The 20,976-nt window shown below is 37.8% G+C and carries 19 protein-coding genes; 9 read left to right on the top strand and 10 right to left on the bottom strand.

Translation table 11 applies throughout. The features are described 5' to 3' along the window. Positions 1-50: 50 nt before the first annotated feature. Positions 51-893, bottom strand: a complete 843-nt coding sequence (locus J2S08_RS15500; RefSeq protein WP_307231072.1) for an ABC transporter permease — start codon at positions 891-893, stop codon at positions 51-53. Next, a complete protein-coding gene (locus J2S08_RS15495) occupies positions 886-2,085 on the bottom strand; it encodes a quaternary amine ABC transporter ATP-binding protein (protein ID WP_307231071.1) in 1,200 nt (399 codons plus the stop codon). Before J2S08_RS15495 ends, J2S08_RS15500 begins: the two co-directional genes overlap by 8 nt. Before the next feature lie 490 nt (positions 2,086-2,575). Here J2S08_RS15495 and J2S08_RS15490 point away from each other — a divergent pair, with 490 nt between their 5' ends. Next, positions 2,576-3,070, top strand: coding sequence for a GNAT family N-acetyltransferase (locus tag J2S08_RS15490; RefSeq protein ID WP_307231069.1), 495 nt, complete (start codon positions 2,576-2,578; stop codon positions 3,068-3,070). 192 nt (positions 3,071-3,262) lie between these two features. On the opposite strand, the gene shc is transcribed toward J2S08_RS15490, so the two are convergent. Then, positions 3,263-5,134 (bottom strand): squalene--hopene cyclase, encoded by a 1,872-nt coding sequence (gene shc, locus J2S08_RS15485; RefSeq protein ID WP_307231067.1) that lies wholly within the window; start codon positions 5,132-5,134, stop codon positions 3,263-3,265. 308 nt (positions 5,135-5,442) lie between these two features. On the opposite strand from shc, the gene J2S08_RS15480 reads away from it, so the two are divergent. Next, positions 5,443-6,210, top strand: a complete 768-nt coding sequence (locus J2S08_RS15480) for a nucleotidyltransferase domain-containing protein (RefSeq protein WP_307231066.1) — start codon at positions 5,443-5,445, stop codon at positions 6,208-6,210. A 250-nt stretch (positions 6,211-6,460) separates the two neighbouring features. Next, on the top strand, positions 6,461-6,715 hold the full coding sequence (locus J2S08_RS15475; protein ID WP_307231064.1) for an AbrB/MazE/SpoVT family DNA-binding domain-containing protein: 255 nt from the start codon (positions 6,461-6,463) through the stop codon (positions 6,713-6,715). A 390-nt stretch (positions 6,716-7,105) separates the two neighbouring features. Here the strand turns inward: J2S08_RS15475 and J2S08_RS15470 are convergent, their stop codons facing one another. From J2S08_RS15470 to J2S08_RS15455, 4 genes are all read right to left on the bottom strand, one after another. Further along, a complete protein-coding gene (locus tag J2S08_RS15470) occupies positions 7,106-7,969 on the bottom strand; it encodes a DUF3600 domain-containing protein (protein ID WP_307231062.1) in 864 nt (287 codons plus the stop codon). Positions 7,970-8,634: 665 nt separating this feature from the next. Then, positions 8,635-9,159: a tropomyosin gene (locus J2S08_RS15465; protein ID WP_307231060.1), complete on the bottom strand. Its 525-nt coding sequence runs from the start codon at positions 9,157-9,159 to the stop codon at positions 8,635-8,637. Between the two features lie 205 nt (positions 9,160-9,364). Next, positions 9,365-11,125 carry an ABC transporter ATP-binding protein gene (locus J2S08_RS15460; RefSeq protein ID WP_307231058.1) on the bottom strand — a complete coding sequence of 587 codons (1,761 nt, stop codon included), beginning with the start codon at positions 11,123-11,125 and terminating at the stop codon, positions 9,365-9,367. Continuing rightward, positions 11,100-11,873, bottom strand: coding sequence for a MerR family transcriptional regulator (locus J2S08_RS15455; protein WP_307231056.1), 774 nt, complete (start codon positions 11,871-11,873; stop codon positions 11,100-11,102). The genes J2S08_RS15460 and J2S08_RS15455 overlap by 26 nt, the downstream gene beginning before the upstream one ends. A 296-nt stretch (positions 11,874-12,169) precedes the next feature. Here J2S08_RS15455 and J2S08_RS15450 point away from each other — a divergent pair, with 296 nt between their 5' ends. Further along, positions 12,170-13,330, top strand: coding sequence for an amidohydrolase (locus J2S08_RS15450; protein WP_307231054.1), 1,161 nt, complete (start codon positions 12,170-12,172; stop codon positions 13,328-13,330). A gap of 118 nt (positions 13,331-13,448) precedes the next feature. Here J2S08_RS15450 and J2S08_RS15445 read toward each other — a convergent pair whose 3' ends face one another. The 3 genes from J2S08_RS15445 to J2S08_RS15435 form a co-directional block, all read right to left on the bottom strand. Further along, entirely contained in the window at positions 13,449-14,867 is a 1,419-nt protein-coding gene (locus J2S08_RS15445) for an NAD-dependent succinate-semialdehyde dehydrogenase (RefSeq protein WP_307231052.1), read from the bottom strand. A gap of 285 nt (positions 14,868-15,152) precedes the next feature. After that, entirely contained in the window at positions 15,153-16,589 is a 1,437-nt protein-coding gene (locus J2S08_RS15440; RefSeq protein ID WP_307231050.1) for a sensor histidine kinase, read from the bottom strand. A 4-nt stretch (positions 16,590-16,593) separates the two neighbouring features. Beyond that, positions 16,594-17,304, bottom strand: coding sequence for a response regulator transcription factor (locus J2S08_RS15435; protein WP_307231048.1), 711 nt, complete (start codon positions 17,302-17,304; stop codon positions 16,594-16,596). A 179-nt stretch (positions 17,305-17,483) separates the two neighbouring features. Between J2S08_RS15435 and J2S08_RS15430 the strand changes: the two genes are divergently transcribed. From J2S08_RS15430 to J2S08_RS15410, 5 genes are all read left to right on the top strand, one after another. Continuing rightward, positions 17,484-18,398 carry an ABC transporter ATP-binding protein gene (locus J2S08_RS15430; RefSeq protein ID WP_307231046.1) on the top strand — a complete coding sequence of 305 codons (915 nt, stop codon included), beginning with the start codon at positions 17,484-17,486 and terminating at the stop codon, positions 18,396-18,398. Further along, entirely contained in the window at positions 18,395-19,153 is a 759-nt protein-coding gene (locus J2S08_RS15425; RefSeq protein WP_307231044.1) for an ABC transporter permease, read from the top strand. Before J2S08_RS15430 ends, J2S08_RS15425 begins: the two co-directional genes overlap by 4 nt. Before the next feature lie 17 nt (positions 19,154-19,170). Further along, the gene (locus tag J2S08_RS15420; RefSeq protein ID WP_307231042.1) at positions 19,171-19,902 is read left to right on the top strand and encodes an ABC transporter permease; all 732 of its coding nucleotides are present in this window, start codon (positions 19,171-19,173) and stop codon (positions 19,900-19,902) included. 2 nt (positions 19,903-19,904) lie between these two features. Next, positions 19,905-20,273 (top strand): YxeA family protein, encoded by a 369-nt coding sequence (locus tag J2S08_RS15415; RefSeq protein ID WP_307231040.1) that lies wholly within the window; start codon positions 19,905-19,907, stop codon positions 20,271-20,273. Between the two features lie 266 nt (positions 20,274-20,539). After that, the gene (locus J2S08_RS15410) at positions 20,540-20,965 is read left to right on the top strand and encodes a MarR family winged helix-turn-helix transcriptional regulator (RefSeq protein ID WP_307231038.1); all 426 of its coding nucleotides are present in this window, start codon (positions 20,540-20,542) and stop codon (positions 20,963-20,965) included. Positions 20,966-20,976 lie beyond the last annotated feature (11 nt).

Genomic DNA, 20,976 nt, shown 5'->3' with positions numbered 1-20,976 from the left:
ATTTTAACTTTTCATTTTGAAAAGCTAATAACATTCATTATATATTAATGTTATTTTTTACCATTTAAACTTTGAGTAAAACGATCCATGATAATGGCTAAGATAACAATTCCTAAACCAGCTACAAAACCAGTCCCGACTTGAGCGCGCTGTAAAGAAGACAACACTTCTCGACCTAAGCCAGGAGCACCGATCATCGAAGCAATAACAACCATAGACAACGCAAGCATCACTGTTTGATTGACGCCAGCCATGATGGTTGCTTTAGCCATCGGAAGCTCTACCTTAAACAATTTTTGCGGGCCAGTACTTCCAAAGGCTTCAGATGCTTCCACCAATTCTTTAGAAACTTGGCGGATGCCTAGGTTTGTAAAGCGCACAGTTGGAGGTGTTGCAAAGATTAACGATGCAAATACACCTGGCACCATTCCAATACTAAAAAAGGCAACTGCTGGAATAAGATAGACGAAAGCAGGCATTGTCTGCATAAAGTCTAATATCGGAGTAATGATAGACTGTGCTGTTTTGCTTTTTGACATCCAGATGCCGACAGGAATGCCGATGATGACTGATAAGATACTTGCGGTCATGACTAAGGTAAAAGTTTCCATCAATTCTGCCCATAATCCTTGATTATAAACGAACAAGAGTCCTACGATAGAAAAAGTCATTAAACCGAATTTTTTGCCGCTTAAGAAAAATGCCAATATTGCAACAATGATAATAACAATGATTGCTGGAAAATCAGCAGCTTTTTCAGAAAGAAACTCGAGAAGATTGCCAAAATGTGTTTTAATTGGTTCAAAGAAAAAGGAGAAAGTATCTGTTGCCCAATCAGTAAATTTTTCTGTATATTCAGCAATAGGCAATGCTTCTTGAAGAAAATTAGACATTATTTAAGCTCACCTCGGAATCATTAGATAGGGCAGCAATGACAGCTCCACGAATAATAATGCCCATAAGTTTGCCGTTTTTAACGACAGCAACAGGGATAGGTGAATCATGAATAATATCAAAGATTTCATTCATTGGCGTATCTTCAGTGACAGTAAGTACGTCTGTTCTAAGGATCGACTGAAGATCTCTTACTTTATTTTTTCGTGCTTTTGAGGCGTCATCTGCTGTTATATACCCTTTTAAGTTGCGTTGCATATCTGTCACAAAGATGCTGGATATGCCTTCTTCTCTCATACGATCGAGTGCAACAGTAGGACCATGTTTTTCGATATGAATCGTTTCAGGGCGTTTCATAATATGATGAGCAGTTAAGACTTTTGAACGATCAACATCTTCAACAAAACGTTCGACATATTCATTAGCAGGATTGACTAAAATATCTTCAGGCGTTCCAATTTGGACGATAGAACCATCTTTCATCAAGGCAATTCGATCACCAATTTTAAGCGCCTCATCCAAATCATGGGTAATAAAAAGGATGGTTTTTTTCATGCTTCCTTGTAAATCAACAAGTTCGTCTTGCATTTCTTTACGGATAAGTGGATCTAATGCGGAGAAAGCTTCATCCATTAAGAGAACTTCGGGGTCATTGGCTAATGCACGTGCTAAACCTACCCGCTGTTGCATTCCGCCTGACAGTTGGCTTGGATATTGGTCCAAGTATCCTCCTAGTCCAACTAATTCAAGTGATGTTTTCGCTTTTTTCATTCTTTCTTCTTTAGAAACGCCTTGAATTTCAAGACCAAATTCAGCGTTTTCTAAGATTGTTCGATGAGGGAATAAGGCAAACCGTTGGAAAACCATGCTTAATTTTTCTCTACGTACTCGCCGTAATTCTTTTTTATTCATAGTAGCAAGGTTTTCGCCATTTATATAAATACTTCCTTCTGTAGGCTCAATCAATCGATTTATTAATCTGATTAATGTAGATTTCCCACTACCGGATAAACCCATTATGACAAAAATTTCACCTGCTTCAACTTCAAAAGAAGCGCGATTAACACCAACTGTATGGCCAGTTTCTTTTAAAATTTCTTCTTTTGTTTTGCCATCTTTAAGAAGCTTTAGTGTATGTTTAGGGTTTTTTCCAAAAACTTTAGATAAATTCTCTACCTTGATCAGTGACAAACTTTTCACCTCTCTAATTACTTGCTCATCTTTCGCTGCAACGACAATGAGAGTCGATAGACGACTTTACCTATACCACTATACAGATTTAGCTTAGCAACATCAAACGGTGTATTTCATTGATATAATATGTATGAAGCGCTCAGTTGGAACAAGGCAAGCGAGGTATGTCATAAACGGCTACTTCCTCTTAAAAACTCCACTATGCTACCTAATGACTTTTTTTACTAATATCGGTTTTCTTACAAAATACAAAAATATTAGACGATGTGAAAATTACTTTTTCCCTATTTAACGAAGTTTAGTATTGATAAATAAAGAGGTATGTATAGCATATGAACAGCATTTTTTACAGTAATAAGATTCAGCGTATTTTTTTGTCTTCTGATAGAATAAAATTATTAATTGTCTTTTGCCAGAAATTTTTATATCACTTAACAATATGATAGCCTTGAATGGATTATTTACAGAAAGGAACGGGTACTTTCCTATGAAAATAGAAATGATTAGCGCTTCAAAAGAAGATAAAGAAATAATGGAAATGTTGATGCAATTTTACTTTTATGATTTCTCGGAATTTACTAACGATGATATTAACAGTGATGGGCGATATGAAGAATATCCTTATCTGGCACTCTATTGGGAAGAAAAGAAAAGTAGATTTCCTTATTTAGTAAAAGCCAATGGAAAGCATGCTGGGTTTGTATTAGTCAGGTGTCACGATGTACACAATGAAAACGCGACTTTTTCCATTGCTGAATTTTTTATTATGAAGAAATACAGACGAATGGGGATAGGAAAGCAAGTTGCTTGGCAAATATTTGATTGGCATAAAGGTAAATGGGAAGTAACGCAAATGAAAGAAAACAAACTTGCGCAAGCATTTTGGTTAAATGTTATCAATGAATTTACAAAAGGGGTATTTACAGACGAAATGGGAGAAAGCAGTAGGAAGCAAGTGTTTACGAATGGAGCGATCGTGTAGAAATAAAACGAACCTTCTATTAGTGAGGGGGCAATGATCAAAGAGATTTCCCTTTCGAGAACATTAGCTTACGATCTTCTATGTATAAGGAACGGAGAGCCCTGTAGCCGCCACTTGCTTTTTCCATTTAGATAGAGTTAAATAAAAAGTGATTCCCACTTCTACATGCGCAGCAATCACTTTTTATTTGGCTCAAGCATCGAGAAACTTTTTCTTGTAATGTCCAAGTGCAAGCAGTGGCCAAATATATCGATAGCTATGATAATGGAAATAAAAATCACCAGGCAGTGCTGCCCCAGTAGGATAGTTTGTCGTCCAATCCTTTTTGCTCCCTGCTTGAATGATGAAATCAATTCCTTTGTTTATCGCATCTGTTGGTTCGCTGCTGCCTGCTATTAGCGCATCAACAGCCCATGCCGTTTGGGATAGCGTACTTTCTTCTAACGGTATATATTTTTTTTCTTTATCACTCCTACATGATTCTCCCCAGCCCCCATCGGGATTTTGAATGTTTAGCAGCCATTGAATTGCTTTCTTTAAAGACGGGTCAGTGCTTGAAACACCAACAGCAATCATACCTGTAACAGCGGCCCATGTTCCATAAATATAGGAAATTCCCCAGCGCCCCTGCCATGCTCCAGTTTTTTCTTGCTGTTTTTTAAGCCATTTTATCGCTTGCTGAATGGACACATGATTTTTTGTAAACCCGGCATCGCTGCCTAGAAATTCGATTGTTCTCCCTGTTAAATCGGAAGAAGAGGGGTCGATCGTTGCATATTCTGCACCTTTAATAGGAATCAAAGTTAATATTTTTTTGTCAGTGTTCTTTTCAAACGCAGGCCAGCCGCCATCATCATTCTGCATCGACAGCACCCATTCTATCCCCCGATTCCAAGCGTCCCGATAAACAGCATCTACTTGACTAGCTGCTTTCAAGGCTCTTAACGCCGCTGTCGAGTCGTCAATATCAGGATTCATTGTGTTTGCGTCTGAAAATCCCCATCCACCTGGTTTTGTATTTGGATTGTGAAGCGCCCAGTCGCCGTATTTATAATGCTGATGAGAAAGTAAAAATTGATTCGCTCTTTGAATCATAGGGTTAGAATTGTTCACGCCTGCTGTTTGCAATGCATCACTTATTAATGCTGTATTCCAAACTGTAGCTGTTGTTTCTTGAATGAAATAATACTTTTCATTATGAATAATGAGGGCTTTTAAGCTTTGAATAGCCTTTGCGATTACCGGATGGTCTTTTTGATAACCAAGAGCGATTAAGGCAAAAATCATCAGAAAAGTAGAAGTAAAATAACAGTACAAACTGCCATCAGGCTCAATTCTATGCAACATGAATTGTTCACAGCGCCGAAGGGCAATTTGGTGGATTTCTGCTGGGATGTTTGGGAGTTGTTTCAATTCTTTCAAAAATGTTTTGAAAAAGGTGCGGTCTTCATTGTTGTTTTGATGCTGTGGCTTATTCCAATGTTGTTGAAAGAGTTCATACCTTTTAGGCATTTCCTTAGTAAAGGAAAGATTCGATAGCACTAATATTGGCGCAATATGAACACGGGCGAAAGTTGAAAGATCAAAAAAATGGAGTGGAAAGAAGGATGGAGCTAAGATAAATTCAACTGGAACGATCAATTGATTTGACCAAGGATATTGACCAATTATTGCTAATACGACCTTTGTCAGCAAGCTTGCTTCTTCAATTCCTCCATGTAAAAGAATAAATTTTTTGGCAGCAATCATTTGTTCGGCATTTTCTTGAAAATAATCTGCGTACAATAAAGCATAATAAGCTTCAATTGTTGCGGATAGATTGCCATTCTCCTCATCATGAAATACTTTCCATGCTCCATTTTTTTCTTGTTTACTCGCAATTTGCTTTGCGAGTGTTGTGATCATATGGTCATCTTTTATTTCTAATGATTTTAGAAGAATGATCATATAGGCATCTGTCGATAGCCCGCTTTCTAAAGGGAAACGCCAAGCACCATCTTGGGACTGCTTGTTTTCAAGCGTTCGCATGAAACGGTTTATTTCTGTTTCTACTTTTTGTTTCATTGCTTTACATACCTTTCTTTCCCCATTAGATTTATATAAGGGGAATATTATCTTATCCATCGTTCAATGAGCCGCTGCTTTAACAGATGTTGTGATCCATTATGGGAAGAAGTTCAAAACGTGAACGATGGAACATTTTTGCGTTTGTTCGAGACAAGAAGAATGAAAATGTTAGAACGTACTGAAAAGAGTGTTTCGGCTTTTCACTTAGGCACTTTTAACTTATTCGATAGTAGGAAAAAACGTTCCGATAAAAAAGCTTTTCTGGCAGTTTGGTATAGAATAGGAGAAATAGTAGGGAGGATAAAGTGAAAGCAAAAATTATAGCAGAGATAAAAGCGATTGAGAAACAAGAAAATGTTCGGATTTTATATGCTTGCGAGTCGGGAAGCAGGGCATGGGGATTTCCTTCTCAAGATAGTGATTATGATGTTCGCTTTATTTACATTCATCAACCAGAATGGTATTTATCTATCTTTGACAAAAGAGATGTGATTGAGAGGCCGATTCATGATTTACTAGATATCAATGGCTGGGATTTGCAGAAGGCGCTGCGCCTTTTTCAGAAATCGAACCCATCTTTATTGGAATGGCTACAATCCCCAATTCAATATGTAACGCCAGTTCCCATTATTCAAGAACTGCAAGCATATGTTGAACGTTATTTTTCACCAAAACCACTTATGCATCATTATTTGAATATGGCGAAAGGGAACTATCGCAAAGATTTGCAAGGGGAGAAAGTAAAGAGTAAGAAATATTTTTATATTTTGCGCCCCATTCTTGCGGCAATGTGGATTGAACGCTTTAAAAGTATGCCTCCTATGGAATTCGAAAGATTGCTTACAGCAGTCATTCCACAAGGAAAGCTGATGAATGAAATAGATTCATTATTGGCAAGAAAGAAAGCCGGAGACGAGCTTGATGTTGAATCCCGCATTCCTTTCATTGATGATTTTATTGTTGTACAGCTTGATCATTTAGAGGAAAAAAGCAGGACGTTAAAAGAGCAGCGGGTGGAAAAAAACACATTGGACCAATTATTTTTTAAAGCTTTAAAAATAACGTGGGAATGAAAGATGAAGGAGGATAGTGGAAATAATGTAATATGTTTTGTTCATGCGATTTATCACCCTCCTCTAAGGTGGTATGATGAATCGCCTTTGATTATCCCTTATAATATAATCAGTCTAGATGAGAATGAGTTAATGTGTAGATGAAATAAGGGGGAAATCGGAAAATAACATTCATTACTGATTATGCTTTTTTTTTAGTATTATTTGTGTAATAAGTATAACTTTTAACTGACTGAAAGGAGACGTAAATATGAAAGATAGTCATAACAAAGCCTCTAATAAAAAGGATGAGGGTAAATACATGAGTTCAGTAAAGGTAGGGGCCAAAGGACAGATTGTGATTCCAAAGGAAGCCCGGGACTTATTTGATATCAAACCAGGCGACACACTACTTTTGCTTGCAGACATTGACCGAGGAATCGCTCTTCAAAAGTTTGAAGTATTCCAGAAATTTGCTGATGAAGTCTTTCGTGCAAATGAGAATCCGGTAGACCCCGATGAATGATTGACAGAAATAAGGCCAATAAAACATTGGCAATCTTTTTAGCAACCCCACTTTCGTTCCAATCTCTCTTGGTCGTTTTTGTTAGTGGTTCATTTTGTTCTGATCGTTTCGGTGAGGATTCTGTTGAATTGAACTAGCATTGGTTACATAATAAGCAGTTTACGTGGTACTTACTAGGTCTTCGAATTCAACGAATCTTCCCTCTGTTCGTTAAAAAAAGCGGTTTCTGTAAAAGGATAGAAACCGCTTTAAAGAAATCATTCATTTACAAGTATTTAGTCAGTAAAATCGTCTTTACAACAAACATACAGGATGCTTGCTTGACCAGCATATTGCTTAGTAGTTGCTTGTCTGTCTCTGATATTTCAAAATAATATCATATTTAACTGTTCAAAAAAATAATTGCTCGCTATTATTTAACTGTTCAAAGTACGGTTCAATTTCTGCGATTAATTGTTCATAATCTTGCCGTTCTTTTTTATTTAAACGTTCAATATGTTGGCTGCCATCTTTATCCATTATTTTCATATTATATGAATGGAGCTTTTCTAATAATTGTTGAAAAACGACAAAATCTTGTGGTTCAAGCACTTCTTTTGCTGCTGTTAGTTTTGCTTCTAACTTAGTGTAATTATGGTTATTTAGCTGTTCAAAGTATGGTTCAATTTCTTTCATTAATTGTTCGTAATCTTGGCGTTCTGTTTCATTTAAACGATCTAGCTGGAACTCTCCATGTTGATCAACTATTTTATTATTGTACGAAATGAGTTTTTCAAATAGTTGATAAAAGACGGCAAAATCATTCGGCTCTAATAATGCTTCTGCTTCTTTTATTTTTGCAGCGTAAGCATCATTCATTCCTTCTAATGTTTGAAATAATTGCTCGCTATTATTTAACTGTTCAAAGTACGGTTCAATTTCTGCGATTAATTGTTCATAATCTTGCCGTTCTTTTTTATTTAAACGTTCAACATGTTGGCTGCCATTCTTATCCATTATTTTCATATTGTACGAATGGAGCTTTTCTAATAATTGTTGAAATACGACAAAATCTTGTGGTTCAAGCATTTCTTTTGCTGCTGTTAGTTTTCCTTCTAACTTAGTGTAATCTTCTGAAGTTCCCCCAGTTACTAACTGAAATTGTTCACTTGATCCAAATAACTTATCTGCTAACTCAGTTGATCCGACTCCCAGCACTGTAGTTGGTACGAGAAAACAAGCAGTTGCAATGCCGGCAATGAAACGTTTTTTCATTATTCTTCCACCTTTCTTTTGATAACTTGATAATGCTTGGAAGGATTAGTAATGCTTAAAAACATGTATATGCTTGTGCTCACCTCCTTCTAAAACAAATCATAGCAAGCAGACATCAAATGCTTATCAGCTAAGTATCAAAAAAGTATCAATTTATCCTGCATCTAACTAGCGAGGCAAGACCCTCATCTCGGGAGTAAAAGGAATCAGAAACGTAGGTGGGGGATAACTGAAAGTTAAATGTCGATTGGTTCGAGCCTAACAGGATAAGGAAAGCTTCAGAAGTGATATAAAAAGCGTTTTTTTTAAGGCCTCTCGTAATCTTAGCCTTTGTTCTACTTCTTACCAGTGGGGATGGGAGAAGCCCCCACTGATGGAAGTTTAAATTATCCAGTACGATTCGAAACGAAAAGGATTATTCTTACAGAAAAGAAGTTAAAGATGAGAAGTGAATGTTTTACTTAGTAAAAGGCAATTTCAATTTGCATTTCTAATATATTGAAAAAATATCATTGATGATAGGAGTTTTAGTTTAATAGAGTCGTGTAAAAAAAGTCAAAAGTGAAATGGGGGATGTAGTTTGGAAAAATAGAAACGGTCAAATTTCTATAGGCAATAGTTGTAAAGGTGAGAAAATCAGCGAAGCTAGTTCTTTTTGTCATTATTTATATACTGGACTTTGCTTTATTTAATTTATAAATTTCTAATTCGTGCTTATTTGTCCTTTCATATGTGAAATCAATTACCGACTTAAGCTGTCCAATTTTTGCTTTGACTTCTTCATGATTATGATCCACTTTATGTTCCAGACGCTTCAGTTCTCCGTGGAAATAGTGAATGTCAACGGTTAGCGCTTCTAGTTTGGCATCTGTTTCCTCTTGCCGATCTTGAATCGCTCTCGAAATTTGATATAGTTCCTGCTGTCCAGCTTCAAGAGAGGTTAAACGTTCATCCATGTGGTCAAGCCTTGATTCAATTTTTTCGAATCTCGTTTCAAATTGGTCAAGCCTTGATTCAATTTTTTCGAATCTCGTTTCAAATTGGTCAAGCCTTGATTCAATTTTTTCAAATCTTGTTTCAAATTGGTCAAGTCTTGATTCAATTTTTTCAACTCTCATGTCAAGCTTGTCAAATTTCGTATCTATTTGCTCGAGCTTTTGAAGAATTTGCTGCAGTATTTGTTCACTCATTTTGTTTCACCCTCTCTATATGTAATGATGTCAAGCATGTGTTTATCATAGCATATAGAGAGAGACATTGAAATGCCATAACGTTATCATCAATAGCAATAATGGTTAATGGAGCAACCACCATTTAAGTGTAATATCAGTCATTAAATTAGAAAAACTGATTCAAAAGTGTCATCATCAAACGACCTTTTGAATCAGCCTATATTTACTCACTTGCAAAGACTTTTCCTTGCAGCTGCTGGTTGACTAATTTTTGATACAGTCCATGTGTTTCCATCAATGATTGATGTGTCCCTTTTCCTGTGATGCTGCCATCTTGTACAACAATAATATTGTCGGCTTCAATCACGGTTGATAAACGATGAGCGATAATAAGAGTTGTTCGTCCGGCCATTAAATTTTTAAGGGCGTGTTGAACGAGCACTTCTGATTCGCTATCTAAATTCGAGGTTGCTTCATCAAGCAAGAGGAGCTTTGGATTGCGGAGCAATGCTCTTGCAATGGCTATCCGCTGGCGTTGGCCGCCTGATAGCTTAATCCCTCGTTCTCCAACTTCTGTTTCATAGCCATTTGATAATTGTTCAATAAATCCGTCTGCATTTGCCAAAGCTGCGGCTTCTCGTACTTCCTCATCACTTACATCTCTTTGCAACCCATAGCAGATGTTGTCTTTAATCGTTCCTGACATAATGGGACTTTCTTGAGAAACATAGCCAATTGCTTTTCGCCAATCCATTAGAGAAATCTCGGCAATGTTTGTTTCTCCAATTTGAATGCTTCCTTCTGTTAGTGAATAAAAACGTTCGAGCAAAGAGAATATCGTTGTTTTTCCTGCTCCACTTGGTCCTACAAAAGCAACCGTCTCTCCGGGATGGATCTGAAAATCCAGCTTTTTTAAGATCGGTTTTTTTCCTTGTTCGTAAGCAAATGTTACTTTGTTGAAGGAAATCGTTTTGCTAAAATCGGCGATCTCTTTTTTGTTTTGTTCCTCAGAATCTAAACGAAGCAAAGATTGGATTCGCTCTGTTGCACCCATTGCTTTTTGAAAAGCAGTGAAAAAAGAAGCAAGCTGTGTAAATGGCACGATAATTTGAAATAAATAGATAAGGATAGCGACTAATGTTCCTGCGGAGAGGTCGCCTGCTGCAACTCGCGCGCCGCCATAACCAACAATCACAACAAGGACAAGCATCATAATCGTCGTCATAAACGGAGAAATAACAGCCTGAATTTTTGCTTCTCTTAAACCAAAACGAAATAATTGTTGAATGCCTTTTTTTCCTTTTTGCTGCTCGAGAGGCTGTCCGTTGTAGGATTTTACCAATCTGATGTCACTTAGCACTCGTCCAAGATTAGCGCTGAAGTTTGCCATTTCATCTTGCGTCAGCTTTGAAATTTGATACATTTTCCTTCCTAATGGCCCTAATATCATTGTGGAAACAGGTACAGCGATGAGGAGGATCAGGGTCATTTTCCAATCCAATAATAAGAGGATCATGATCGAGCCTACGACAGTAGCAATTCCGGAGATTAGTGTAACAAAATGATTTGTGATTAACGTTTTAATGGTGTTTGTATCTTGCGTGATACGACTCATGGTCTCTCCGGATTGATGGCGATCAAAGTAAGGAATTGGCAATCCTAATATTTGATTCCACAGTTTTTCACGAATTTTTGCCACGAATGTTTCGCCAATATAGGTCATCAAGTAATAAGAAACACCGCCAGAAATGATTTGGACAATAAAAGCGCCAATAAGAAGAAGGATCATTGTGATTTCAATCCCTGATGTTGAAATCACATCGATTAAATTCCGTGTAAAAAGCGGCACAACTAATCCAGCAGCCGTTTCAAATAAGCTTAAAATGATAGCAGCTAGGAAAACCCACTTTGACGGCTTTCCCAACTTCAGCAAGTCAAGAAATTGTTTAAATTGTCCTTTATTTATTTCGTTTTTCGTCTCCATTTTTTTTCACCTCTTTCTTTTTATAATAAATTTCAAAAGCTTTTCCCAAGAGGATTTCCTCTTGTTTTGTGAAAGGTGAGATAAAAGCAGGAAGGAGATCATCATCTTCATCAATTTCTAGCTGCTGAATAGCAGATAGTTGTTCTCCTAGCATTTCCTCTAGCAATAGGATCATCTGTTGGAGGTAATGCTGCACCTCTTCATCATGTGGATCTTGTTTTTTGAGCGCAAGCTTTATACGCTCAAATAATTCAATTGATTTAGCATTCCATTCCAGTTCTTTTTCTGGAAATTGGCTTATGATGTGCTCGTATATTTCTTTCGGAAAATGTGTTTTCATCCAGTTAAGGTTTTCTTTTTCGGTCAAAATGCTCGAGATGAGAAACGCCATGATTAGTGGGTCCAACTCTTTGTTTTCTGATAGAATGTTGATCGTATGATCCATTGCTTTAATCACTTGCGTCAAATGTTCTTGTTTTTGTACCATCAGTTGTCGTTGAAAAGCAAGCGATTCAGATAAATTGTCTGTCTGTTTGATGAGCTTTTTAATTTCTTGAAGCGAGAAGCCTAAATATTTTAACGCAATAATTTGTTGGAGGGGAATCAGATCAGACTCTCGATAAAAGCGCCTGCCAGCTTCACTTACAAAGCTAGGCTGTAATAGATTCAACTTATCATAGTAACGCAATGTTCGTTGTGTGACACCAGTCATTTCTGAAAATTTTCCAATTGAATAATAGTGATGCATAGATGATCACTCCTTTAGAATCAATCTGCACTCCGTTATGCAAAAAATAGGATCTGAATTTTTATACAAAAATAGTTTAGTACAATTTGTTAAAGCAGTGGAGTATCATGCATTCTTCCAGAGGTTTTACCGTGTGTATAGAAAGATGATCTCTTTTGCTTATTGTTATTGTAATACTTGACGTAAGGTCAAATGCAAGTAAAAAGTAGATATTTCATTTAAAAAGTAATTTAATAGAGAGTAAAGATGCAAATTTGAGTTTCAAACGTTCATTTATAAAGGAGGAGGGTTATTGTATGTTGAAAGGAATCTATCAGATAACAATCGATCGAGTTGGCGGCAGCATGATTCCTAACGGAGTCATCATTTTTAGTGAGAAAGGAATCCATTTTGTTGGTAAAGAGGGCGAAGCGATTCCTTTTTCTCACTCAGAAATTGAATGGATAGATGGAAAAAACGGTGTACTTACACCAGGCCTTATTGATGTCCATACTCATTTAGGAATTCATCAAACTGGTATTGGCTGGGAAGGCCATGATTTTAATGAAACGTCAGAACCAATGACGCCTCATCTAAGAGCAATTGATGGGATTTACTCTTTTGACCAAGGTTATTGGGATGCTGTCAAAGCTGGGGTGACAACTGTACAAGTGCTTCCTGGCAGTGCGAATGTTGTTGGCGGCTTAACCGCTGTTATTAAAGTAAAGCCGGATCGATCTGTGGAGGAACAAATGATTCAGTTTCCAGCAGGCTTAAAGATCGCATTTGGAGAAAATCCAAAAAGGGTTCATGGCCAAAAAGGGCGCAGTGGTGTAACGCGAATGGGAATAGCTGGAATGCTGCGAGAAGCTTTTTATCATGCGCTTGAGCGGGCGAATAAGAATAAACTTGACTTGCGAACTGAAAGCTATTTATTGGCGCTCAATCGCGACATACCTGTGCGTGCTCATGCCCATCGTGCTGACGACATTTTAACAGCGCTGCGCATTGCCAAGGAATTTCAACTCGATTTGACGATAGAGCATGTCACTGATGGCATCCGAGTTGCAAAGGAGATTAAGCAGTCCGGTTATCCTGTAGTAATTGGCCCTACGTTATCTTCAAAAAGCAAAGTCGAGCTCGCCTTAAAGACGTGGGATATTTACCATGTTTTTGAGGAATTGGATATTCCTTTTTCCATCACGACAGACCATCCTGTTGTTCCAATTGATCAATTATTAACAACGACAAGGCTGGCAATTGGAAATGGCCTTTCTCCTAAAAGGGCTTTGCAGGCAGTCACAATTAATGCTGCCAAGCACCTGCATCTGGAAAAACGTTTAGGTTCATTGGATGTAGGGAAAGATGCCGATTTTGTCTTATGGTCTTCACATCCACTGCACGATTTTCATGGTCATGTTCGCCAAACATGGATTGATGGAGAGTGTATATGGTCAAAAGAAGAAAACGAGATTTGATTCATTGGCTGACCAAATAGCAATTGGAAAATCCCTTTTGTATCAATTACCTTTGATACAAAAGGGATCGTTTATGCTATCTTTTTATGAAATAATGCTGGAAGATTACGAGAACTATCTATAAGCCGAGTGAAATATATTTTACTTCTAAATATTCTTCTAAGCCTTGATGTCCGCCTTCGCGGCCAATTCCGCTTTGCTTAAACCCGCCGAATGGTGCTTGTGGTGTTGAAGGAAGGCCGTCATTTAAACCGATAATGCCATATTCTAGTGCTTCCGTAATCCGTATTCCCCGAGAAATATTTTCAGTAAATACGTAAGCTGCTAGACCGAAAATAGAATCATTTGCACGCTCAATGACTTCTTCTTCCGTTTTGAATGGGGCAATTGGCGCAAGCGGTCCAAATGTCTCCTCTCGCATGCACAGCATATTATCACTTATATTGGAAAGGACAGTAGGCTCAAGAAATAGACCATCTTTCGTGTTTCCGCCAGTTTCGAGTTTAGCGCCAAGTTCGATTGCATTATCAATATGTGCTTGAACTTTCTTAACAGCTGCTTCGTCAATGAGCGGGCCGATATCAACACCATCATCTAATCCATTTCCTATTTTCAGTGCTTTTACTTTTGGGATAAATGCATCAATAAATGCTTGATAAATAGATTCGTGGACAAATACACGGTTGGAGCAGACACACGTTTGACCAGCATTTCTAAATTTAGCAGCAATAACGGCATTAGCTGCTTTCTCAAGATCAGCGTCATCCATCACAATAACAGGTGCGTGGCCGCCCAGTTCCAGCGATACTTTTTTTACCGTGTCTGCAGCTCCGCGCATTAGCATTTTTCCTACACCTGTTGAACCTGTAAATGTTAATTTGCGTACGCGATCATCCTTTAACCAAGTTTCACCAATTGCCTTCGGGTCGCCAGTTACAACATTCAAAACACCTTTTGGCAAGCCAGCTTTTTCAGCTAATTCCGCTAATTTTAGTGCAGTAAGCGGCGTTTGCTCGGCAGGCTTTACAACCGCTGTACACCCAGCTGCTAAGGCCGGAGCAATTTTGCGAGTAATCATAGCAGCAGGGAAATTCCATGGTGTGATCGCTGCGATGACACCGACTGCCTGCTTTTGCACAAATAGCCGTTTGTTCCGTTGCGATGCGGGAATGGTTTCACCATAAATTCGCTTTCCTTCTTCTGCATACCATGTGATAAAACCGTTTGCATAAGTCATTTCACCGATGGCTTCTTTTAATGGTTTTCCTTGTTCCATCGTCATGATTTTTGCTAGTTCCATTTTTTCTGCTTCGATTAAATCGTGCCATTTATGTAAAATATCAGCTCGTTCATAGGCAGAATAGGCTGACCATTCCTTGAAGGCACAGGAAGCTGCATCTACTGCTACTTTTGCCTCTTCGCTTCCACCTTTTGGAACAGTTGCAATCTTTTCACCAGATGCCGGATTCGTTACTTCTATCACATCCTGACTATTTGTAATCCAATTACCAGCGATATACATCGGATAATGTTTCATGAAAAAACCCTCCTTTTGATCTATTTCCACTTTATCGACTTCTGAATCTTTTGTAAAGATTTCATGCTTGTATATTGAAAAGATTGTTAATAAATGAAATTTACAGATTTCAAAATGAGAGAATTGTATAGAAAATAGCTGGAGAAAAATGGGGTGTTTTTCTCCAACTGTATTTGGTTCTGCAGCTGATTTTAGTAGATTGTGAGTGCACAACCGGTTTTCATCATTATTGCCACTGATGATAAACAGCTGGATTTTGCTTATCACTCACCTGCTTACTTCCGTTTATTCCTCGATCAAGTTAGTTGAATCCAATGAAACTGGACGGGTCTTGATTGTGTTGCTTGAGCGGCTAAGAGGCAGTTCAATGATTGCTGTTAATCCGTTGCCATCAATACTATCTAATAAAAGCTGACCGTTATGAGCTTCCGCAATTCTTGCCACCATAGGCAGTCCAAGTCCATGGCCATTCGTTATCACTTGTTTTCTTTTTGAAGAGTATGGAAGATGAAGCAAATCGGAAAGTTTATCTTGTGGAATCCCTTTTCCATTATCTGATACAGTGAAGTGGCAAGTCTCGCTTTTAGGAAAAAAGCTTGTTTTCAATAGAATATCGCATCCATCTGGATTATGGGTGATGCTATTTTGGATTAAATTGGCGACCGCCCGAAGAAGTAGTTTTTCATCCGCTTCTACCTTAATATTTTCATTTGCAATGTCTAAAGATATCGTGAATCGTTCATGCAACCCATTGTTCAGAAAATCAGAAGCAACATGGCGGGCAAGTGCAGAGAGTCGAACAGTTGTTAAATGAAGTGGCTGCATGTCATATTCCAGCATAGATACAAGATTTAAGTCATTAACAAGTGAGCGAAGTCTTTCTGCTTGCTGCCGAATAATGGCCGCTTGCTGCTGTTGCTTTTTAGGGACAAGGGAATGCTCCTCCAATTGGCTCGCATATCCAAGCACCATCGAAAGCGGCGTACGAATATCATGAGAAATGCCGGCAATCCAATTTGAACGTGCCTCATCCCGTACCTTTAATGCCTTGTTTTTCTCTTGCAGCATCTCCGAAGTATGGTTAATGCTTATAGCAAGATCGTTGAACACGCCTTTTGATTCAACAGATACAGGTTCTTCATTAGCAAGAGCATGGATGCCGCCTACAAGTGGTTTGATTGATTTGATAAGTCTTGTGCCCATAAGGATAGATAGCAGCAACGTTAATCCAATATTGCCAATAAGTAAGCTAACGAATCGAATCGGCAAATATTTTATCCAATCTACAGTAAAATATAACGAATATTTACCAATGCTGTTCTTTGGATATCCGACGACAACAAGGCCATCTGCATGTTCCCATACAAATACAGGGTAGTCCATTAAGTAATACCGCGATAGTTTCGCCACATCGGTGATTGTATAGTGAAGAGGAATCTCTTCCGGCAAAGAGTAGTTCCAAACTACTTGTCCATTATTGTCAACAAGCATGGCCCAAGCATTTTCTTGTTTTAACAGTTGTTGACTAGATTGCTTCAAATGATAGTTTTGATCTTGTAAACGAAGATTTTCGACGACATTTTGGACAATTCTTTCTGAAGCTGGCTTTTCATCCTTTAATACAAATACAGCGAGCAAAATATAATTGAGCATTAATACAAGCGTAGAGATGATGATTGTCACACTAATAAAACGCTTTAATATGTGCACAACACCTTTCATTATCTCATTTTTCCTCCTTTAATATCAGTTTGTAGCCGAGGCCTCTAATCGTAAGGAGGCTTTTTGGTTTAGAAGGATCGATTTCAATTTTTTTCCTAATGCGTCTTATATGCACCATCAACGTATTTTCATAACTATATAAATCATCGCCCCAAACTGCTTGACAAAGAGCGTCGCCGGTAACAATGCAGCCATGATTTTCATACAACTTCAGAAGAAGGCCATGTTCCTTGGCAGTAAGCAATTGCTCCTCTTGATTACGATGTACGACGCCGCCCTCTAAATCAACTGTACATCCTTCTAGCGTAAAAACAGGCAAACGCTCAGGGATTGCAGTTGTGTATACACGTTTAAGAATTGCTGTTAACCGAAGAATAAGCTCTCTTGGCAAGAATGGTTTTACAATATAATCATCCGCACCTAGTCCGAGTCCTAAGAGCCGATCTTCATCTTCTCCCTTTGCTGACAGGTAAAGCACTGGTATTGGAGAGAATTGGCGAATGGAGGAAAGCAGCGTGAAACCGTCGCCATCAGGCAGCATAACGTCTAAAATAGCGATATCTGGTTTATCGCGGCGGCAAATCATTAGTGCTTCTTTACAAGTCGCAGCTGAATAAATACGGTAAAATCCTTCTTTATGTAAAAAATCAGTTATCATCTGTGTTATTTCGGGTTCATCATCTACAATGAGAATTTTTCGATCTTTTATGTTCATATTTGTTTCACCCCTTTTTATTATACATAACGTTTCACTTTCATTCGTATCCTCTCCGGAAATTTAAGGTAGCTGTAGGGTTCATTTTAAACCGATGAAAGGTGTCATTGTTACAGTATTGATAGAGCATTTTCCGTCAATAAACACTTCGAAGAGAGAAGATTGGAGATGAAAAAAAGGTGAATACAATCGTTGCAACACACAATTTGTCGAAGAAATATAACGGTGTTTATCGAGTGAATAACGTAAATTTACAAGTGAATGAAGGGGAAATATACGGTTTTCTTGGACCGAACGGGGCTGGAAAATCAACCACGTTAAAAATGCTTTTAGGTTTAACGAAACCAACGAACGGTGATGTCGTGATTTTAGAAAAGGATTTTCGCAAATATCGCCAGTCTATTTTAAGAAAAACCGGCTCCCTCATTGAATCGCCTTCTTATTATGGGCATTTAACAGGACTGGAAAACATGAGAATGATGCAGCGTCTTCGTAATGTTCCAGACAAAAACGTAGAAAAAGCTTTGCAAATTGTCCGTTTAGAAAATCAAAAAAATAAAAAGGTAGACCACTATTCATTAGGGATGAAACAGCGGCTTGGAATCGCAATGGCTATCATTGCTTTCCCAAAGCTACTAATACTCGATGAACCAACGAATGGCCTTGATCCTGCTGGCATTGAGGAGATTAGAAATTTGATAAAGTCTTTTCCTAAACGTTATGGCATGACAGTTTTACTGTCTAGCCATCTTCTCTCAGAAATTGAACAAATGGCTACCTCGGTTGGGATTATTAGTAATGGAAAGCTGCTGTTTCAAGGCAGTATGGAGTCATTGCAAGCAAAGAGCATGTCTTGTATTTCGATTAAAACGCAAAATAACGATGCGGCAGAAGCATTGTTATTAAACAAAGAATTGCAGCCTATTCGAAAAAGAGATGCTCTCATGTTTGAAAATTTAAATAATAAGCATATTGCTCACATAAACCGGATGCTTGTCAGTTCTGGCATCGATGTATTCCGTATAGAGGAACGTAAAAAAAGTTTAGAGGATATCTTTCTTGAAATAACAGGAAAGGAGCGAAGCCTTTCATGAAATTGTGGAAAACTGTTTCACTGGAATTTTTCAAATTAAGGCGAAAATGGATCTTTGTCATGGTTACCTTATTTTTAAGTGTAGAAATATTATGGACGTTTATGTCTCTTCATATTTCAATGTCTCGCAATCCCGATCAAGCTGGCTGGGAGGCTATACTCTCAACAATTGCCTCCATGAATGGGCTATTTCTGCCGATCATTGCTGCGATTGTTGTTTCACGTATCTGTGATATGGAGCATAAAGGGGATACTTGGAAGCTTTTAATAACTTCATCCGTGAAAATAAAGGATCTATACGCATCAAAATATATAAGTGCCTGTATTGTAATGTTTTACGTAATAATTTTACAACTAATTTCAATTGTAGGCTTTGGTATTTTTAATAAATTTACAGGCGCAGTACCCCATTTATTGTTGTTGCAATTCAGTGTGGGCACGATGCTTGCCAATATGGCTGTTCTTGCCCTGCAGCAATGGCTATCACTTGCGATAAAAAACCAAGCATTTGCGCTTTGTTTAGGAATGGTTGGAGGCTTTATTGGGATGACAGCCCCTTTTTTTCCAACAGTGGCAAGCAGTCTTTTCACATGGTCGTACTATTCTATTCTTAGTCCTGTGACGTCTCATTTTACGGATTATTCAATGGAATTTGTCACTCAACAACTTAGTCTAGGGAAGGCGGCCGCTATTTTCCTTATGGGAATGATTTTTTATATTGCCGGAAGCCTGCATGTTTCTCGGCAGGAAATATAAAGGAGGTATGAATAAATATGTTGCAAAGAATGATTCTTGCTGAATGGATGAAACTGCGTCATTCTCGTATGCTGTTGGTCCTCCTAGTGCTTCCAACGATTAGTATCTTAATTGGCTGTACTAATTTCTATTTCAATCAAGGTATACTTCAACAAGAGTGGTACAGCCTTTGGACACAAGTAAGTTTGTTCTACGGAGAATTTTTTCTCCCTGTACTCATTGCTATTTGTTGCGCCTATGTGTGCAGGTTGGAACATATGAACAGAAATTGGAATGTTCTGATGACAGCTCCTATATCTGTTTCAAGTATATTTATTGCCAAATTGACAATCGTTAGTATGCTTATTATCTTTGTACAAACATTCTTCTTCATTCTCTATTATTGTGCAGGAAACCTGTTTGGATTTTCATTGCTTTTTCCTGTAGAAACCTTTGGTTGGATTTTTAGAGGGTGGGTCGCTTCTATAACGATTAGCGCAATACAACTTTTCCTATCTTTACGCATCCGCAGTTTTGCAGCTCCAATTGGACTGAGTCTTTGTGGTGTTTTTATTGGATTAGGAATGTATGTAGCGAAAATTGGCATGTTCTTTCCTTACTCGCTATTGACGATTGGGATGGGTGTGCTTAGTCAGGAAAGTTTAACAGCTACTGAAAATATCCTGTTCATCTTTATGAATGCTTTTTTTATCATCTTATTTTCAACCGTCTCTATTGGGAAGCTTAAAAAGGCCGATGTGAGAACTTGAGCATGAAAGGATTTGCTATGAAGAAGATATTATTAATAAGTGGTTTGGTTCTCATTACGATTGTTGCCTATTCAATGTTCTTCTTTTCTCCAGATAGATTGACACCAGAGAACCCCGCTGGAAAAAAGATTTATTATACGGTTATTGATCATGAACCGATGATGTTAAACGATGAAAAACGATATGAATATCATGTTGTCGGTTATGATAAGAATGGAAATGAAAAGAATTTACATTTTACTGCTAGTAAAATATTAAAAGACGGCGCTTATTTGGAACTTTATACGACTACATTGCGCGGAGTAACCTACTGGCAAGAAATTCAGTATGAACAATTGCCAAAAAATCTTAACAAAATTTTCAGTAAATAATAATGCAATAACAAACCTCCATTTTTCATATGATAGAAAATGGAGGTTTTTTTATCATATTGACAGGTTTTTTGTCAAAGAGATGATTATTCTATTCTGTCGGCCCGAACTAATCGGAAATGTTGCTTTCAGTTATCCCTACCTAGCTCTTATTCCTTTTACGCTTGAGTTAGATGTGGGATAAAAATATTGACTTTTTCATTTTAAAAAAACATAATATGAAATACGTTAGTACTAAAATATTTATTACTAAGGAGAAATAGGGAATGAATGATCTTTTCAACGAGCTGCAAAGGACATTTCAGACTTTAATTAGGAAAACGGGGGAAGAATGGAAGAAAAGCATGCCAAAGGGGATCGCTCATTCACATGCACACATTCTTTGGCTGCTGAAAAAAAATGGCTCCATGAAAGTGTCTGAGCTTGCGGAGCATTTGTCGATTACACCGGGAGGCATAACAGGGTTATCTGATAAATTGATTGCACTTGGTTATGTAGAGAGGCAACGCTCAAAAGAGGATAGACGGGTTGTTTTACTGTCGATTACAGATGCAGGATTGGAAATACTTTCCTCATTAAGGGAACATAACAATCAACTAACAAAAAAGTTTTTTGAAGGTTTATCTGAGGAAGATGCGTTGCGATTAATGGGATTGCTAAAACAAGTCATTATGAATATTGAAGAAAATTAATGGGGGGTTTT

The sequence above is a fragment of the Bacillus chungangensis genome (assembly GCF_030812995.1).
Classification (GTDB): Bacteria; Bacillota; Bacilli; order Bacillales; family Bacillaceae_C; genus Bacillus_CF; species Bacillus_CF chungangensis.
Note: the sequence above shows the minus strand (reverse complement) of the source record. Positions and strands in the feature narration are given on the sequence as shown.

Excerpts from the sequence above, each read along its gene's own strand:
- shc (WP_307231067.1), bottom strand. The coding sequence starts at position 5,134 with ATGAAACAAAAAGTAGAAACAGAAATAAACCGTTTCATGCGAACGCTT.
- J2S08_RS15475 (WP_307231064.1), top strand. The coding sequence starts at position 6,461 with ATGAAAGATAGTCATAACAAAGCCTCTAATAAAAAGGATGAGGGTAAA.
- J2S08_RS15460 (WP_307231058.1), bottom strand. The coding sequence starts at position 11,125 with ATGGAGACGAAAAACGAAATAAATAAAGGACAATTTAAACAATTTCTT.
- J2S08_RS15500 (WP_307231072.1), bottom strand. The coding sequence starts at position 893 with ATGTCTAATTTTCTTCAAGAAGCATTGCCTATTGCTGAATATACAGAA.
- J2S08_RS15440 (WP_307231050.1), bottom strand. The coding sequence starts at position 16,589 with ATGAAAGGTGTTGTGCACATATTAAAGCGTTTTATTAGTGTGACAATC.
- J2S08_RS15425 (WP_307231044.1), top strand. The coding sequence starts at position 18,395 with ATGAAATTGTGGAAAACTGTTTCACTGGAATTTTTCAAATTAAGGCGA.
- J2S08_RS15420 (WP_307231042.1), top strand. The coding sequence starts at position 19,171 with ATGTTGCAAAGAATGATTCTTGCTGAATGGATGAAACTGCGTCATTCT.
- J2S08_RS15445 (WP_307231052.1), bottom strand. The coding sequence starts at position 14,867 with ATGAAACATTATCCGATGTATATCGCTGGTAATTGGATTACAAATAGT.
- J2S08_RS15415 (WP_307231040.1), top strand. The coding sequence starts at position 19,905 with ATGAAAGGATTTGCTATGAAGAAGATATTATTAATAAGTGGTTTGGTT.
- J2S08_RS15490 (WP_307231069.1), top strand. The coding sequence starts at position 2,576 with ATGAAAATAGAAATGATTAGCGCTTCAAAAGAAGATAAAGAAATAATG.
- J2S08_RS15470 (WP_307231062.1), bottom strand. The coding sequence starts at position 7,969 with ATGAAAAAACGTTTCATTGCCGGCATTGCAACTGCTTGTTTTCTCGTA.
- J2S08_RS15435 (WP_307231048.1), bottom strand. The coding sequence starts at position 17,304 with ATGAACATAAAAGATCGAAAAATTCTCATTGTAGATGATGAACCCGAA.
- J2S08_RS15450 (WP_307231054.1), top strand. The coding sequence starts at position 12,170 with ATGTTGAAAGGAATCTATCAGATAACAATCGATCGAGTTGGCGGCAGC.
- J2S08_RS15455 (WP_307231056.1), bottom strand. The coding sequence starts at position 11,873 with ATGCATCACTATTATTCAATTGGAAAATTTTCAGAAATGACTGGTGTC.
- J2S08_RS15410 (WP_307231038.1), top strand. The coding sequence starts at position 20,540 with ATGAATGATCTTTTCAACGAGCTGCAAAGGACATTTCAGACTTTAATT.
- J2S08_RS15465 (WP_307231060.1), bottom strand. The coding sequence starts at position 9,159 with ATGAGTGAACAAATACTGCAGCAAATTCTTCAAAAGCTCGAGCAAATA.